16 protein-coding genes and 1 riboswitch are annotated in these 15934 nt (G+C 64.7%); of the genes, 10 read left to right on the forward strand and 6 right to left on the reverse strand.

Annotated elements, in window-relative coordinates; translation table 11 throughout:
* Nucleotides 1–127: 127 nt before the first annotated feature.
* Both grpE and LJD17_RS15115 read right to left on the reverse strand, forming a co-directional pair.
* On the reverse strand, nucleotides 128–748 hold the full coding sequence (gene grpE, locus LJD17_RS15110; RefSeq protein WP_227385010.1) for a nucleotide exchange factor GrpE: 621 nt from the start codon (nucleotides 746–748) through the stop codon (nucleotides 128–130).
* 62 nt (nucleotides 749–810) lie between these two features.
* On the reverse strand, nucleotides 811–3561 hold the full coding sequence (locus LJD17_RS15115) for a [protein-PII] uridylyltransferase (RefSeq protein WP_227385011.1): 2751 nt from the start codon (nucleotides 3559–3561) through the stop codon (nucleotides 811–813).
* 144 nt (nucleotides 3562–3705) lie between these two features.
* Nucleotides 3706–3783, forward strand: a riboswitch (SAM riboswitch).
* A gap of 28 nt (nucleotides 3784–3811) precedes the next feature.
* Here LJD17_RS15115 and LJD17_RS15120 point away from each other — a divergent pair.
* The 4 genes from LJD17_RS15120 to LJD17_RS15135 are packed head-to-tail and all read left to right on the forward strand — an operon-like array spanning nucleotide 3812 to nucleotide 6992.
* Nucleotides 3812–4771 (forward strand): aliphatic sulfonate ABC transporter substrate-binding protein, encoded by a 960-nt coding sequence (locus LJD17_RS15120; protein WP_227385012.1) that lies wholly within the window; start codon nucleotides 3812–3814, stop codon nucleotides 4769–4771.
* A 24-nt stretch (nucleotides 4772–4795) separates the two neighbouring features.
* Nucleotides 4796–5662: an ABC transporter permease gene (locus LJD17_RS15125; protein WP_406600817.1), complete on the forward strand. Its 867-nt coding sequence runs from the start codon at nucleotides 4796–4798 to the stop codon at nucleotides 5660–5662.
* Nucleotides 5662–6450, forward strand: coding sequence for an ABC transporter ATP-binding protein (locus tag LJD17_RS15130; protein ID WP_227385013.1), 789 nt, complete (start codon nucleotides 5662–5664; stop codon nucleotides 6448–6450). Before LJD17_RS15125 ends, LJD17_RS15130 begins: the two co-directional genes overlap by 1 nt.
* Nucleotides 6451–6479: 29 nt before the next feature.
* Nucleotides 6480–6992 carry an OsmC family protein gene (locus tag LJD17_RS15135; RefSeq protein WP_227385014.1) on the forward strand — a complete coding sequence of 171 codons (513 nt, stop codon included), beginning with the start codon at nucleotides 6480–6482 and terminating at the stop codon, nucleotides 6990–6992.
* A 12-nt stretch (nucleotides 6993–7004) separates the two neighbouring features.
* Here LJD17_RS15135 and LJD17_RS15140 read toward each other — a convergent pair whose 3' ends face one another.
* Entirely contained in the window at nucleotides 7005–8318 is a 1314-nt protein-coding gene (locus LJD17_RS15140; protein ID WP_227385015.1) for a penicillin-binding protein activator, read from the reverse strand.
* Between the two features lie 135 nt (nucleotides 8319–8453).
* Here LJD17_RS15140 and rsmI point away from each other — a divergent pair, with 135 nt between their 5' ends.
* The gene (rsmI, locus tag LJD17_RS15145; RefSeq protein WP_227385016.1) at nucleotides 8454–9392 is read left to right on the forward strand and encodes a 16S rRNA (cytidine(1402)-2'-O)-methyltransferase; all 939 of its coding nucleotides are present in this window, start codon (nucleotides 8454–8456) and stop codon (nucleotides 9390–9392) included.
* Entirely contained in the window at nucleotides 9389–9766 is a 378-nt protein-coding gene (locus LJD17_RS15150; RefSeq protein ID WP_227385017.1) for a YraN family protein, read from the forward strand. The genes rsmI and LJD17_RS15150 overlap by 4 nt, the downstream gene beginning before the upstream one ends.
* Here LJD17_RS15150 and LJD17_RS15155 read toward each other — a convergent pair.
* Nucleotides 9763–10635: a LysR substrate-binding domain-containing protein gene (locus LJD17_RS15155; RefSeq protein ID WP_227385018.1), complete on the reverse strand. Its 873-nt coding sequence runs from the start codon at nucleotides 10633–10635 to the stop codon at nucleotides 9763–9765. The genes LJD17_RS15150 and LJD17_RS15155 overlap by 4 nt on opposite strands.
* A gap of 216 nt (nucleotides 10636–10851) precedes the next feature.
* Here LJD17_RS15155 and LJD17_RS15160 point away from each other — a divergent pair, with 216 nt between their 5' ends.
* A complete protein-coding gene (locus LJD17_RS15160) occupies nucleotides 10852–11145 on the forward strand; it encodes a DUF1127 domain-containing protein (RefSeq protein WP_227385019.1) in 294 nt (97 codons plus the stop codon).
* Between the two features lie 11 nt (nucleotides 11146–11156).
* Here LJD17_RS15160 and LJD17_RS15165 read toward each other — a convergent pair whose 3' ends face one another.
* On the reverse strand, nucleotides 11157–12026 hold the full coding sequence (locus LJD17_RS15165) for a lipid kinase (RefSeq protein ID WP_227385020.1): 870 nt from the start codon (nucleotides 12024–12026) through the stop codon (nucleotides 11157–11159).
* A gap of 170 nt (nucleotides 12027–12196) precedes the next feature.
* Here LJD17_RS15165 and gshB point away from each other — a divergent pair, with 170 nt between their 5' ends.
* A complete protein-coding gene (gene gshB / locus LJD17_RS15170; RefSeq protein ID WP_227385021.1) occupies nucleotides 12197–13144 on the forward strand; it encodes a glutathione synthase in 948 nt (315 codons plus the stop codon).
* 107 nt (nucleotides 13145–13251) lie between these two features.
* Here gshB and hemW read toward each other — a convergent pair whose 3' ends face one another.
* On the reverse strand, nucleotides 13252–14412 hold the full coding sequence (gene hemW / locus LJD17_RS15175; RefSeq protein WP_227385022.1) for a radical SAM family heme chaperone HemW: 1161 nt from the start codon (nucleotides 14410–14412) through the stop codon (nucleotides 13252–13254).
* 167 nt (nucleotides 14413–14579) lie between these two features.
* Here hemW and LJD17_RS15180 point away from each other — a divergent pair, with 167 nt between their 5' ends.
* Together LJD17_RS15180 and LJD17_RS15185 are read left to right on the forward strand one after the other, a co-directional pair.
* Complete coding sequence (locus LJD17_RS15180) at nucleotides 14580–15284, forward strand: TetR/AcrR family transcriptional regulator (RefSeq protein WP_227385023.1); 705 nt, start codon at nucleotides 14580–14582, stop codon at nucleotides 15282–15284.
* Between the two features lie 82 nt (nucleotides 15285–15366).
* A complete protein-coding gene (locus tag LJD17_RS15185; protein WP_227385024.1) occupies nucleotides 15367–15882 on the forward strand; it encodes a DUF2852 domain-containing protein in 516 nt (171 codons plus the stop codon).
* Nucleotides 15883–15934: the final 52 nt, after the last annotated feature.

Here is a 15934-nt window from a genome sequence, read left to right on the forward strand (position 1 = left end):
TCTTCGCCGCGGGCGTGCGGCATGGCCGATCCTACATCACGGCTTCAGCCGTGGGAGCGCCTGCGATCACAGGCGCTCTTGATCGTCCTCGGCAAAACAGCCGCCGGGTCCAACGGCTTTACCTGCCTCAGGAAGCCGCGGAGGAGTTGCCGGCCTCCTGAGCCCCGCCGTTGGCGGCAGCTTTCGGTCCGCCTTTCGCGACGCCCACAAGCGCCGGACGCAGCACCCGATCGCCGATCACGTAGCCCGACTGAACCACCTGGACGACGGTTCCGTTCGGCACCTCGGGATTGGGAACCTCGAACATGGCCTGATGCAGGTTCGGGTCGAATTTCTGGCCCTGGGGATCGAGCTTCTTCACCCCGTGACGCTCCAGGGTCTTGAGCAGATCGCGCTCGGTCAGGTCGATTCCCTCGACCAGGCCCTTGAGCGCGCCCTCGGCGGCCTGACGCGCGTCCTCCGGCACGTTCTCGATGGCGCGGCGGATATTATCCGCCACGTTCAGCATATCGCGCGCAAAGCTCGTGACCGCATAGGCCCGGGCGTCGGCGATCTCGCGCTCCGTGCGGCGGCGGAGGTTTTCCATGTCGGCCATGAGACGCAGCATCTTGTCCTTGAGCTCGGCCTTTTCGGCTTCAAGGACGGCCACCGGATCGGGAGTTCCCTGAGGAGCGGCGTCGTTGGCGGCCTCGGCAGTGGGCTCGGCCTGCGGCGTCGTGGTCTGGTTTTCCGTGTCTTGCGGCTTCATCGTCAATCTACTGGGATGAGGAAAGGGTGTCCGGCCACATATCAGGTCCCTGTTCCCACAAATCAAGCGGTACGGCGCTGGGCCGTCTCCGTTTCCTCAGCCTTGAACACCTCCAGCAAGGCTCTCCGGATGGAGGCCTGGCGTCCCGCATGGGTGACCTTGGTGCCCGTGAGGTCCGTTACATAGAACACGTCCACGGCCTTTTCCCCGAACGTCACGATATGGGCGGAGGCAATGTTCAGGTTGAGCTTCCCGAGGGCCGTCGTCAGGTCATAGAGGAGACCGGGCCGGTCGAGGCCGGACACTTCGATCACGGTCTGACGGCTCGACAGGGAATTGTCGATAGATACGTCCGGAGCGAGCTGGAAGGTCCGGGCGCGCTCCTTCGCGGGGCGCTTGCCGTCAACCAGATCGGCGATTCGCACCTCCCCTTTCAGGGCTCGCTCGATGGCCGTCGCCACCCTCTCGGCCCGGCGCAGTTCATCCTCGTCCCGGTCGAACGCCCGGGAGAGCACGATGGTATCGAGGGCCATTCCGTCCGTCGTGGTGAAGATCTGCGCGTCGACGATGTTGCCGCCCGCCGCCGCGCAGGCCCCGGTAATGATGGCGAGAAGCCGCGGATGGTCCGGTGACAGGATCGTGAATTCGGTGACCCCGCGGAACTGATCCGTCTCATAGGACGTGGTGACCGTCCGCCCCTCCCGATCCGCGCCCTGGGCGAAATGGGCCTGCTTCACCCTCCGCGTGTGATCGGTCTTCAGCCAATAGGCCGGCGCATGGCGCGAGGCATAAGCGTCGAACTCTTCCGGCGTCCATTCCGGCAGCGCGGCCCGAAGCTCCTCCTGCGCCAGGCGGACGCGATCGGACCGGGCGATGTCGGCGGCTCCGCCGCCCAACATCACTTCCGTTTCGTGATAGAGATTGCGCAGCAGCTGTCCCTTCCACCCATTCCAGACGCCCGGCCCCACGGCCTTGATGTCGGCGATCGTCAGGAGGTGAAGCAGCTTGAGCCGCTCCATGGTCTGGACCGTGTCGGCGAAGGTCTTAATGGTCGCGGGATCCGACAGATCGCGGCTTTGTGCGGTGTTCGACGCCAGAAGATGGTGCTCGACGAGCCAGGCGACGGTGTCGGTCTCCGAGTCGCTGAGACCGAACCGCGGACCGAGCTTGCGTGCGATCGCGGCCCCGGCCGTCGAGTGGTCTTCCGGACGCCCCTTGGCAATGTCGTGAAGAAAAACCGCGACGTAGAGCGCGCGCCGGTTGTGAATCGTTCCGGTGATCTGCGTCGCGAGCGGGTGATCCGCGCTGCCCGCGCCGCTCTCGATTTCCGTCAGGACGCCGATGGAGCGGATCAGATGCTCGTCGACCGTATAGTGATGATACATGTTGAATTGCATCATCGCCACGATACGGCCGAAATCGGGGATGAAGCGTCCCAGCACGCCCGCCTCATTCATCAGCCGCAGCACGATCTCCGGCGCGTTCCTCGATGTGAGAATGTCGAGAAAGAGCCGGTTCGCGTCCCGGCTGTTGCGCAGGGTCGGTCCGATCAACGAAAGCGAGCGGGTCGCAAGGCGCGTCGCATCCGGGTGTATCGCCAGGTTGTGCCGGTCCGCGAGCCAGAACAAACGGATGAGATTGACCGGATCGTCCTGGAAAGCATCCTCGCTGCGCAGATTGATCCGGTTGTTGTCGATGATGAAGGCCTCGTTTTCGAGAGCGCCGCCGCGCCGACGGCGAAAGCGGCCGAACATGCGGTCCAGAACCGGACGCTTCTTCGCCTGACGCCCTTCGAGCTCCGCACACACGATCGCCGTGAGATCGCCCACATCCTTGGCGATCCGGAAATACGATTTCATGAAGCGCTCGACGGCCGACAATCCTCCACGGCCGACGAAACCGATGCGCTCGGCGATCGTCCGCTGAAGATCGAACGTCAGGCGCTCCTCCGCGCGGCCTGTCGCGAAATGCAGGTGGCAGCGCACGCGCCAGAGGAATTCCTCGCAACGGGCGAAAAGCTTGAACTCTTCCGGCGTGAAGAGCCCCGCCTTCACCAGCTCCTGAGGTTCACGGACGCGGTAGACGTATTTCGAGATCCAGAAGAGCGTGTTGAGATCGCGCAAGCCCCCTTTTCCGTCCTTGACGTTCGGCTCGACGAGGTAGCGCGACGCTCCGGCCTTCGCGACGCGGGCATCTCTTTCCTTGAGCTTCGCGTCGACGAATTCGGCCGCCGAAGAAGCGACGATTTCCTTGTCGTAGCGGGACACGAGATCGTCATAGAGAGCCTTGTCGCCGAACATGAAGCGCGCCTCGAGAAGCGAGGTGCGGATGGTCATGTCCGCAGCGCCTTCGCGCAGACATTCCTCCACCGACCGCGTGGCGTGCCCGACCTTCAGCTTGAGATCCCACAGAACGTAAAGCATCGCCTCGACGACGCTCTCGCTCCAGGCGGTCTTCTTGTAAGGGAGAAGAAACAGCAGATCGACGTCCGAGCCGGGCGCCAGCGTTCCGCGCCCGTAGCCGCCCGTCGCGACCACCGCGAGGCGCTCGGCCATGGAGGGATTGTCCGCAGGATAAAGATGCCGGACGACCGCCTCGTAGACGAGGCGCACGAGATCGTCCATCCGGTCCGACAGAAAGCGGGCGCAGGCAAGGCCGTCGCCCTTTTCCAGCAGGCGGGCCTCGGCCGCGGCGCGACTGTCCTCGAGGAAGCGTCTCAGCCCGGGAACGAGCCTTGCCCGCAGATCGGCTGCATCGCGGGGCGGCTCATCGCCCGGGTCGGGCAGGACGGCATCGAGGCTGGGATAAGCCATGGGGCAGACCTTGTTCGTTGACGTTATCGCTTAGCACTTCGCCGGCCCATCGCCCATGGGCTCTCGTCGGAGATGAGGTCGCAGTTCCCTAAGACGTTCGTTTTAGAAGCCATCGTTTGACAAAAGAAACGTATCGATCCTATAAAAAGGACACGCGCCGATTTGAGCAAGCAGCTTGCGGGCGCGAAACAAATGCAGCTAAAGCGCCGGGCGGCCAGAAGGACGCTCCTGCGCCAACCAGGAGCGTTCCATGAGCCTCTCCCGCCGTCTCTTCCTCGCCGCCGCCCTTACGACCGGCCTGGCCTCGGCCGCCTTCGCCCAGCCGAAGGAAATCCGCATCGATTACGCCACCTACAATCCGGTGAGCCTCGTTCTCAAGGACAAGGGCTTTCTGGAAAAGGAACTGGCGAAGGACGGCATCGGCGTCCGCTGGGTGCAAACGCTCGGCTCGAACAAGGCTCTCGAATTTCTCAACGCCGGCTCCATCGATTTCGGCTCGACCGCCGGAGCCGCCGCGCTGATCGGCAAGATCAACGGCAATCCCATCAAGTCCATCTACGTTTATTCGCGCCCGGAATGGACGGCCCTCGTCACGGCCAAGGACAGCCCCATCGCCAAGGTCGAGGACCTCAAGGGCAAGCGCGTCGCGGTGACCCGCGGCACCGATCCGCACATCTTCCTCGTGCGCGCACTTCAGGAAGCGAAGCTCACGGAGAAGGATGTCAAACTCGTTCTCCTCCAGCATCCGGACGGACGCACCGCGCTCGAGCGCGGCGACGTGGACGCCTGGGCCGGGCTCGACCCGCTCATGGCGGCGGCCGAAGTCGAGAGCGGCGCGAAGCTGTTCTATCGCAATGCCGCGGCCAATACCTGGGGCATCCTCAATGTGAGCGAGGCTTTCGCCAAGGAGAACCCTGCGCTCGTGACCCGGGTCCTGAAGGCCTATGAGGAAGCCCGCGCCTACGCCCTCGCCAATCCGGCGGAGCTGAAGAAAAGCCTCGTGGCCTATACCAAGCTCCCCGATGCGGTGATCGAGCGTCAGCTCGAACGTACGGAACTCACCCATTCCGCCATTGGACAACAGCAGATCGACACCATCCTGGCCGCAGGGCTCGCGCTGCAGCAGGCGGGCGTCGTTCCGGCCGATACGGATGTACGGGCCGCCGTCGACGGGCTCGTCGATCGCCGCTTTGCCACGGCATCCCGCTAAAACCGTTCATCACGGGAGAGCGCCGTGACAGGCCAAGGCACGATCCAATCTCCGCGCCAAGGCTGGTCCTCCCCTCAAGGAGCTGCCGCTCTCGCGGCTCCTTCCCCTGCCGGGAAGCGTCGCGCCTTCGATGGGCGTGCCCTTCTCGGCTTTTTCTTGCCTGTCGGGATCGCACTTCTGTGGGAAGCCGCCGTTCATTTCGGCCTTGCCCAGGGACGTCTCGTGCCGCCGCCGAGCCGCATCGCCGCGACGCTCTGGGCCCTTGCCCGGACGGGCGAACTCTGGACCCACGCCTCGGCCACCTTGTGGCGCATTCTTGCAGGCTTCGTCATCGGCGCCGGGGCCGGAATCGCGGTCGGCGCCCTGTCAGGCTCCAGCGAAACGTTGCGGCGGGTTCTGGATCCGACGCTCCAGGCCCTGCGGGCGATTCCGTCCATCGCCTGGGTTCCGTTGTTCATCCTGTGGCTGGGCATCTTCGAAGCGTCGAAGGTCGCGCTCATTGCCGTGGGGGTGTTTTTTCCGGTGTATCTCGGCATTGCGGGCGCCATTCTTTCCGTGGATCGGAAGCTGGTGGAGGTGGGGCGCGTGTTTCGCCTTTCCCGCGCCAAGCTCGCCCGTCGCATCCTCCTGCCCGCCGTTCTGCCGGAAGCCGTCATCGCCCTCCGCTCGGGTCTCGGGCTCGGCTTCATGTTCGTGGTGGCGGCCGAGTTCATGGGAGCGTCCGAGGGTCTGGGTTATCTCCTGGTGGACGGCCAGCAGATGGGCAAACCCGATCAGATCCTGGCCGCCATCATTGCGTTCGCGCTGCTCGGCAAGGCGGCGGACAGCCTGCTCGTCTTCGGCACGCGTCCGCTCGTGCGCTGGCAGGACGTTGCCAGGGAGCGCCTGTAATGCTGAACCTCTCGCATCTGTCGAAAACCTACGCGGATGGAACGAGGGCGCTTACGGATATCAATCTCTCCGTTCGGGAAAGCGAGATCGTCGCGCTGATCGGTGGCTCCGGCTGCGGCAAGACCACGTTGCTTCGTCTGATCGCCGGGCTCGATCGTGCCAGCGCCGGGGCTATCCGGCTCGACGGAGAGACCATCCACGAACCGCACCCTGCGGTCGGCATCGTGTTTCAGGAACCGCGCCTGCTGCCCTGGCTCACGGTGGCCGATAACGTGGCGTTCGGCCTCGATCATCTGGACAGGAACGAGCGCAAGGCCCGCGTGGCCCATGCTCTCGAGAAGATCGGCTTGGCGGAACACGGAACGCGTTGGCCGCGTGATCTCTCAGGCGGGCAGCAGCAGCGGGTCGCCATCGCGCGGGCGTTCGTCATGCACCCGAAAGTGCTGCTCCTCGACGAACCGTTCTCGGCGCTCGATGCCTTCACCCGGGCAAGCCTGCACGAGCATCTGCTCGGATTGTGGGAGGAAACGCGCCCCACCGTCGTGCTCGTGACGCACGACGTTCAGGAAGCGGTGACCCTCGCCGACCGGGCCATCATCATGCAGCCGAAACCGGGACGCATTTTCGATGAATTGCCGCTCGCCTTGGCCCGTCCCCGCGACAGGGCGGCCCTGCCGTTCGAATCCGCCGTGAGACGTGTGCTCGCGGCCCTGGACCAGTCCCTCAATCCCGTGCAAGCATCGCCGCAACGGGAGCGCGACCGGGAAGCGGCTGCGCTCTGGTGGTGACATCGGAAACAGTTTTCAAGGACAATCCCATGGACGCAACTCAGCTGCGCGCCCTCCAGGCGCCCCTGAAGGATCAGTATCGCTCCTCGCCGGACTCGGCGGTGATCACCTTGAAGGCCCAGGGCACTCTCGACGACCAGCACATTGCCTGCAAGGTCGAGACCGGCCGGGCCCTCGCGGTTGCGGGCCTGCATCCCGCGACCGGCGGCTCCGGCGCGGAACTCTGTTCCGGTGACATGCTGCTCGAAGCCCTCGTCGCCTGCGCCGGGGTCACCCTCAAGGCCGTGGCGACGGCTCTCGAGATCGATCTGCGTCATGGAGCGGTCAAGGCGGAAGGCGATCTCGATTTTCGTGGCACCCTCGGCGTCGACAAGGCGGCTCCTGTGGGCTTCACGGCCATTCGCCTGAGCTTCGAACTCGACACCGACGCGCCCCAGGACAAGATCGATCAGCTTCTCAAACTGACGGAGCGTTATTGCGTGGTTTTCCAGACGCTCAACAATCGTCCCGAGCTGAGCGCAACGGCAACACGACGAACCTGAGACGTGCCGGGCTCAGTTGGCGGCGACAAGCGTGCGCGGGGCGGCACTGATCATCGCAGCCGCGCCTCCTCTGATTTCCTGCACCGCGAGGGCGCGGTTGTTCGTGCCGTCGGTCTTGAAGCGGAAGACGCCGTCGGCGCCGGCAAATCCCGCAGGATTCGTCAGGACGCCTTCCGCAAAGCGTTGCGATCCCTGCACCCGGGTGAGGGTCGCGACCAAGGTCACCGCATCGTAGGACAGGGTGGCGAGCCGGATGGGATCCGTGTTGAAGCGGGCACGGTATCGGGCCGCGAAGGCCTCGAAGCCGCGATTGTCGGGAGCCGAGAACCAACCGCCCTGGAGACCCTGAAGGGCAAAAACGCGCGGCTCGTTCCACAGCCCGGTGCCGAGCGGCTTCACCCGTTGGGGATTGAACCCGATCGTCTGCAGCGCCTGGGCCACCATCGGCAGGCCATCGCCGTTATCGGGAATGAACAGTGTGTCGGCCTGCGGCGCGGAACCGGCCACGAGCGATGCGATACGCTGGACCGCGGCCTGCGGCTGGCCGGGCGGATAGTGCTCGACGGCCACGACCCGCATACCCTGTTGCGCGGCGGCCTCCCGGAACTGCGCCTCAGCGACGCTGCCGTACGTGGATTGCGGGATCAGCGCCGCCACGGAGCGCCGTCCCTGCGACGCCGCGAAGGCGATGATGCGATCCACCTCGGACTGAACCAGGAAGCTCAAGAGGTAGACGCCGCGTGTGGCAACGCTCGTATCCGTCGAGAAGGCGAGGATCGGGCGACCGGCCTGGCGCGCGATCTGGGCGGCGCCCTGAACGGAACCCGCGAACAAGGGCCCGATGATCAGCTCGGCTCCTTCAGCCAGAGCCTGGTTCGTCGCCTCGCGCGCGCCTTCGGGCGTGCCGCGATCGTCCTTCACCAGGATGGTGACTTGCGAACCCTGCACCTCGCTGAGGGCGAGGTCGGCAGCATTGCGCATGCTCTGCGCCGCGACCGCCCCCTGTCCCTGGCCCGACAGGGGCAGAATGAGCCCGACGCGCACAGGTCCGTTGCCGATCGTCACGCCCGGGGTGCCGCCGGCCGGCATCGGCGACGTCTCGGCGGGCGGGCCGGCGACGGCTCCGGTTGCGGGAAGATCGGCATCGAAGATCGGTTTCGCATCGGCGACCGGCGGCTTGCTCCGACGCGGCGGTTTCATGCTTCCCGAACCGACGCAGCCGGCCAGGAACAGCGTGCTCACGAGACTCAGCGCGAGGAATGCACGCGCCCCTGCGGGCTTGATGCTCCGCGCCGCCCTATCCGCTACGAAAGGAAGATCCGCCATTCCATCCCCCGGACCCGAATTCAAAAGTCCGGGGGCATGATGCCGTAAAATGGTAAACAGTGTTCTCAGGGTTCGAAACGGGCCTCAGGCGAATAGCCCTTGCCCCAGCAGGCCCTCATGCGACAGTGACGGACGATGACACAGAGAATCGACAACAGAACGAAGCGCAGGGAGGCCCCGGTCCGGGCCGCGACTTTCACGGCCTTCGGCCTTGCGGCGGAGGCGGAGCCCCTGCCGCCCGGCCTCTATGTCGTGGCGACTCCGATCGGCAATCTGCGGGACGTTTCCTTCCGGGCTCTCAGCGTCCTGGCGGCCGCCGATGCCGTTCTGGCCGAAGACACCCGCGTGACGAAGACATTGCTCGCTCACTACGGCATCACGACTCCGCTCGTGGCCTATCACGAGCATTCCAACGAAGCCGTCCGCGAGCGTATGGTTCACCGGATCCGGGAAGGTCAGGCCCTTGCCCTGGTCTCGGATGCCGGAACGCCGCTGGTTTCCGATCCGGGCTACAAGCTGGTTCAGGCCGCCATCGAGGAGGGTTTGCCGGTCACCCCCATCCCGGGGCCGTCCGCGGTTCTGACGGCTCTCGTGGTCTCCGGCCTTCCGACCGACCGGTTCTTCTTTGAAGGCTTTCTCCCGCCGAAAAGCGCGGCGCGCCGGACACGGCTTGCGGAGATCGCTGGCATTCCCGGTACGCTCATGCTGTTCGAGGGTCCGCACCGGCTGCCCGAGATGCTGGCCGATGCGGCAGCCGTTCTCGGCGAACGTCAGGCGGTCGTCGCGCGTGAGCTGACCAAGATGTTCGAAACCATCCGGCGCGGCACCTTGCCCGAACTTGCGGAAATATTCGCGCAGGAAGGTCCGCCCAAGGGCGAGATCGTGGTCCTGATCGGTGAAGCCAGCAAGGATATGCAGGCGGCCGAGGTCGACGCGGTGATCGACGACAAGCTCGAGGCCGCCCTCAAAAATCACTCGATCAAGGATGCGGCCGCCCTCGTCGCGGCGGAACTCAACATCCCTAAACGCGATGCCTATGCGCGTGCTCTGACGCTGGCCCGGAAAGACTCATGACGAGGGCTCCGGAGCGTCGGCGCACCACCTTTTTGCGAGGGCGGCGGGCCGAGTTTATCGCGCTCCTGTTCATGATCCTCAAAGGTTACCGTCCGCTCGCCCATCGGTATTCGGCGGCGGGCGGCGAGATCGATCTCATCTTCGTCAAAGGCGGCACCATCGCTTTCGTGGAGGTGAAGGCCCGTGGCCGGATGGACGATGCGCTCAGTGCCATTACGGCCACGAAGCGCCGCCGCTTCTCCCGCGCCGTCCGCGCCTGGATCGCGCGTCACGCCTGGGCGTCCGACAAGACTTGGCGAGCCGACGCGGTGTTTCTCGCACCCCGGCGATGGCCGAAACATGTGAAGGCGGCGTTCGAACTGGAAATGCTCTAGGCCACGAGGCGCCGGCGCTCCGTGACGGCTTCGCGGATATGCCGCGCCATTTCCTGCACGATGTGGTTGCCGCCATCCTTCGGCAGGTAAAGATTGACCGTGAAGGGCGGCAGCATCGGCAATCCGGATTCCCGCCCGAGCACCTCAAGCCCCTCCGGCACCGTGGAGGCCATCCAGGCCATCACGGCGATATCGGCCGCAACGGTTGCCACCTGCGCCGACGTGTTGGTCACTTCCGATGCCGAACGCCAAGCGATGCCCGCCTGCTGAAGCGCCTCGCGGATCGGGGCGCGGAAGGCGCAATCGGAGCATCCGATCGACACCGGCAGCGGCCTTTGCCGCGCCGCCTCCCCACCGCGTGCGCCAACCCACACAAGCCGGTCCATGACGAGATTCTCGCCGTCCGGGTCGCAGGTCATTTCCGTGGCCAGCACCACGTCCACCTTCCCGGCGGAAAGTTCGGAACGCAGCTTTGCGCTCGAACCGCTGTGAAGGGAGATCTGGACCCGCGGATAGCAGCGCGCGAAATCCTTCAGGAAGGTCGGCAGATAAGTCGTGATGATGTCGCTCGGAATGCCGAGCCGGATTTCACCCTCGAATTCGGGGGTGGTCATCTCCGTCCAGATCTCATCGTTGAGCGCCAACAGGCGCTTGGCTCTCCCGAAAAGCCGCTCGCCGGCTCCCGTGAGCGTCATGCCCCGCCTGTCCCGGGTGATGAGGTCATCTCCGACGAGCTCCTCGAGACGCTTGATCTGCTGACTGACGGCGGCCTGAGTGAGGTTGAGGGCACCGGCTGCCGCGGTCATGCCGCCCAAGTCGGCGACGGCCACGAAGGCCCGCAGGAGGCTGACATCGAGATTTCTGGCCATGGGAGACCTCAATAATGAATGCTTATTCTCAACATAATGAACATTCGTTTCCCTTATGCAAGGGGGAGACCTAAAGTTATCCCATCGCCGCTGAAGAGGCGGCTCCATCGACCGACCGACTGGCCTTTCCGAGGTTCTTTCCACGTCCGACCCATGGTCGGCGACGGAGAGCGCTCGCCTAGGCGACAGCGGCGGGAAGATCAACAGGAGCAAACCATGTCGTTGACCTTAACCCGCACCACATCATTCTCACGGAACGGTACGACGCTTTCCGCCGTTTTGAGCGGGATCGTTGCCTTCGTCGCACGGGAGATCCGCATCCGCCGCGACCTCCGCCAGCTTTCGACCTTCGGCGACGCGGCGCTGCACGATATCGGCCTGTCCCGTGGGAATATCGAGGATGCGGTCCGCTATGGCCGGCCGTTTCAGGGCACCTCGCGCGTTGTCGAACCTCTTGCAACGGACTGCCACGGTCCCTCGGTCCCGTCGTTTCAGACCGAGTGGCGCTAAACCCCTTGGTCTCAAGGCGTGAAAACCGTGACGGCGCTGGGCTTGATGGAGAAATGCGCGGGCGTGCGCGTGACGATCTCTCCATCCGCATTCACGGGGCGCGGGAAACGTGTGCGAATATCGAATTCCTGCGCCCTTACGGCCCGTACCTCACGCCACGCCCCATGGGCGCCGGTGCGGAACGACCGCGCCATGAGGGCGAGTTTCCAGGCTCTGTTGAATTCGAGGCTGTAGAGATCGAGATGCTCGTCATCGATCGCCGCATCCTTCTCGACCGCGTTTCCGCCGCCATAATAGCGCCCATTCCCCACGGCGATCTGCAGGGTTCTCACGCGCGCGGACTCGGCATCGCTGATGATCGTCGCACGAAAAGGACGCGCTTGCGCCAGTACCTTGACGGCAACCAGGGCATAGCCGAAGCGCCCGAAACGGCGTTTGATGTCGCGGGTGAGTTTCTGCGCCAGTTCCGCCGAAAGACCGATGCTGGCCACGTTGAAAAAGGGCTGCCCGTTCACGAGGCCCAGATCGATGCGCCGCGTCTTCCCGGCTGCGATGATGTCGGCCGCTTTGTCGAGATCGAACGGAATATCGAGGGTGCGCGCGAGATCGTTGGCGGTTCCGAGGGGCAGGATGCCGAGCGGAAGGTTGGCCTCGATGAGCCCCAGAGCTGCCGCGTTCATGGTGCCGTCGCCGCCTCCGACCACGACGCAATCCACCTCCTGCGCATGCTTCACGATCAGCGGAGACAGATCCTCCCTTCTGTCGCACTCCTGATGAACCGGTTCGATACCGTGGGATTTCAGGACGGCAATGGCCCTCTCGCACTGAGAGGCACCGGTACGGCTCTTGGCATTGACCAGAAGAAGGGCACGGCGGGACATGGCCTATCAAATGGCAAGCGTGGCCTCGTCTACAAGGGGCTCCGGCAAAGACGGCCGGAAAACAGGAGCTTGGGGCTGGGGGCGCCTTCCCCTGCACAGCCATCATGAGACAGATGGTTGCCATTGCGGAATTTCCGGCCAATAACCTCGCTTCCCTTGGAGACTGACGCATGAGTCTGACCGTTGCGATCCAGATGGATCATATCAAGAGCATCAAGATCGCGGGCGATACGGGCTTCGCATTGCTGCTGGAGGCGCAACGGCGCGGGCATCGGGTCCTGCACTATACGCCGGATCGCCTGAGCCTGCGGGACGGCGTCGTGACCGCCATGGCCGAAACCGTCGAGGCCCGGGACGTCGAGGGTGATCATTTCACCTTGAGCGCGCCGGAGCGGGTCGACCTGTCGAGCGTGGACGTGGTGCTGATGCGCCAGGATCCGCCCTTCGATCTGGCCTATATCACCGCGACGCATTTCCTGGAGCGCATTCACCCCAAGACCCTCGTGGTGAACGATCCGGCTCACGTGCGCAATGCGCCGGAAAAGATCTTCGTCACGCTCTTTCCCCATCTCATGCCTCCGACCCTGATTTCCCGCGACAAGGCCGAGATCGAGGAGTTCCGCCGCGAACACGGCGACGTGGTCATGAAGCCGCTCTACGGGCATGGCGGCGCGAGCGTCTTCAAGATCGGCCGTGAGGATCCGAACTTCGGATCGCTGTTCGATCTTTTCGCGGCCACGTTCCGCGAGCCCTGGGTGATCCAACGTTTCCTGCCGAAAGTGACCGAGGGGGACAAGCGGATCATCCTGATCGACGGGGAAGCGGCAGGCGCGGTCAACCGCGTGCCCGCCGCCAATGATATTCGCTCCAACATGGTGCGGGGCGGCGCCGCCAAGCCCACGGATCTCTCGCCCCGCGAGCGCGAGATCTGCGAGACGATCGGGCCGGAGCTGAAACGCATGGGCCTTATCCTGGTCGGCATCGATGTGATCGACGGCAACCTGACCGAAATCAACGTGACGGCCCCGACTGGAATTCGCGCCATCAAACGGCTCGGAGGGCCGGATCTGGCCGTGACGGTGTGGGACGTGATCGAAGGAAAAGTGCGGCGCGGCTGACGGGTTTCCCCCATCGCGCCGCCTCACCCGGGTGGATACCGGCGAAACCGGCGCCAAAGGCAGGACCCCTTGGCCTTTTGACGCGGGCCGGCGCCACGATCACAGGCTCACGAAGCCAGCTCCGCGATAACGGCGTTCAGGACCGGAAATCCGGTGGGCGTGACGCGCAGGCGCTGGCTATCGCGGTGGATGAGCCCCTCCTCCTCCAAGGTGAGCACCCGGCTTTCCTGGAGCGACCGTCCGGTGAAGGCCTCGAAGCGGCGCGGATCGATGCCCTCCTTGAGGCGAAGCCCCATCAACAGAAATTCGTCGCCCGCCGCCTCCGTGGTCAAAACCTCCTCGTCGATCACGCCGTGCCCTTCGCGCTCCACGAGGCTCAACCAGGTTTCCGGATGTTTTTCGGTGGACGTGGCAAGCCGCGCGTTGCCGGTGACGAGACGTCCATGAGCGCCGGGGCCGATGCCGGCATATTCGCCATAGCGCCAATAAAGCAGGTTGTGCCGTGATTCCGCGCCCGGACGGGCGTGATTGGAAATCTCGTATGCGGGAAGCCCGTGCTTCTCGCAGGTCTCCTGCGTCACGTCATAAAGCGCTCGCCCGGTCTCCTCGTCAGGAATCGTGATCTTGCCGGCGTTGAACAGGCGCTCGAACCAGGTCCCCGGTTCGATCGTGAGCTGATAAAGGGACAGGTGCTCGACCGCATGACCGATGGCCTGCCTGAGCTCGGCGGCCCATGCCTGCGGCGTCTGGCCGGGACGGGCATAGATCAGGTCGAAGGAATAGCGGTCGAAGATGGAAGCCGCGACCCTCACGGCCGCGAGCGCCTCCTCCACCGAATGCATACGGCCCAGCCGCTTGAGATCGGGATCGTTCAGAGCCTGAACCCCGAGAGACACACGGTTGATGCCCGCCTGCCGATAGCCGCGGAAGCGCTCCGCCTCGACGCTGGTCGGATTGGCCTCCAGGGTGATCTCGGCGCCGGAATCGACCGTCCAGGCCCCGCCGATCGCATCGAGGATGGCGCCCACGGTTTCCGGCCTCATGAGGGAGGGCGTGCCGCCGCCGAAGAAGACGCTCGTGACCGTGCGGCCGGGGATGCGCGCCGCCGTATGGGCAATTTCGCGCCGGAACGCCGACAGAAACCGCTCCTGGTCCACCGGCTGATGGCGGACATGGCTGTTGAAGTCGCAATAAGGGCACTTTGAGGCGCAGAAAGGCCAATGGACATAGACGCCAAAGCCCACATCGCGCGTCGGATGATCGATCATGGGGTGTATATGGCAGCTCCGCCCGCGCGCGTCACGCTCCCTCGTGCCGCAGAGTCCCCTTGCGGTCACGAACAATTTCGCGCAAGCGCTGTTCATCCTCATGAGCCGATCTAGCCTGCCCGTTTCGGAGGCCCTAGGCTAGGCGACAAGAGTGTACAGGTATCATCATGCGGCATTGGCGCGCCCCGTTCGACCGGCAGGGCTACCATCACGGAAACCTCAAGGAAGCCCTCATCGAGGCGGCGCAGCGATTCATTGCCGAGCGTGGCCTTGGAGGCTTCACGCTGGCCGATGCCGCCAAGCTCGTGGGCGTCACTCCGGCCGCCCTTTATCGGCATTTCCGCGGCCGGGACGCCCTGGTCGCCGAGGTGGCGTTCCGCGGATTCGGGCAGCTCGCGGAGCGGCTGGGCCGGGCACTCTCGAGTGACGGAACGCCGCTGGAGCGATTCACCCGCATGGGAGAAGCCTATCTGGCTTTTGCCGAGCAGGAGCCCGGCTTTTATGCCGCCATGTTCTCCCCGCTCCCGGCGGTGGAGGCGGAATCCTGCGGGCCGCCCTGGGCCAGGGGCCCCAAGGGCCAGGAGAGCAAGAGCCAGGAGAATAAGGGCACGGAGGCGCCCTCGTCCGGCAGCGCCTTCGACTTCCTGGTTCAGGCTTTGTCGGAAACCTTCCCGGATGGGTTCAAGGATGTGGATGTGCGCTTTATCGCCATCGAGGTCTGGGCCCTGTCCCATGGCATTGCCACCCTCGATGCCGCGGGCCAGCTCCCCAGAGGGCCGGGGCTGCCCGACAAGTACGAGCTGCTCCGGGCGGGCGTCCTCGCCCTCGTTCACGGCGCGCTCCAGCGCCGCCAGCCCTCCGGCGAAAAATAATCGTTTCCGCCTTTGATCCCCTTGAAAGCGCCGGAATCGATCCGCATGTTAATGTTGTTAGCATTAACATGCGGGAACTGCGATGTCTGACTCTGCTTCCACCGCCTGGAACTCCGGCTCCGGCTTTCCAGGCTCGGGTCCTACGGGACCTGGTCGTTCCGGGCCTTGGAACAACGGCACCCATCACCACCGCTGCGGGCGTCCGCCCCGCCGCGCCCTGGAGATCGCCGGCATTGTCCTGGCCTTTATCTGGTTCTGGCCGCTCGCGGTCGCTTATCTGGTCTGGAAAGTCATGGGATATCCAAAATTCGACGAGGCGAAGGCCTTTTTCCGTGAGAACTTCGGCCGTCCGATGGACGACCTGTTCGCCTATCGCCGGCCGGGCGCCGGCTTCGCAACCGGCTCGGGCAACGCGGCCTTCGACGATTACCGCCGCAGCGAGCTGGAGCGCCTCGAGGAAGAGCGCCGCAAGCTCGACGAAGAGGCCCGTGAGTTCCGCAACTTCGTCGAGGAGTTGAAGCGGGCGAAGGACCGCGAGGAGTTCGACGCGTTCATGGCCAAGCGCCGCGCCGACCGGAACGGTTCGCAAGGGGCTTAAAGCCGCAAAATCTGTGACGCTGAAAGCGGAAAAGCGCCCGAAAGGGCGCTTT

The organism is Microvirga rosea (genome assembly GCF_020595095.1).
Lineage (GTDB): Bacteria > Pseudomonadota > Alphaproteobacteria > Rhizobiales > Beijerinckiaceae > Microvirga > Microvirga rosea.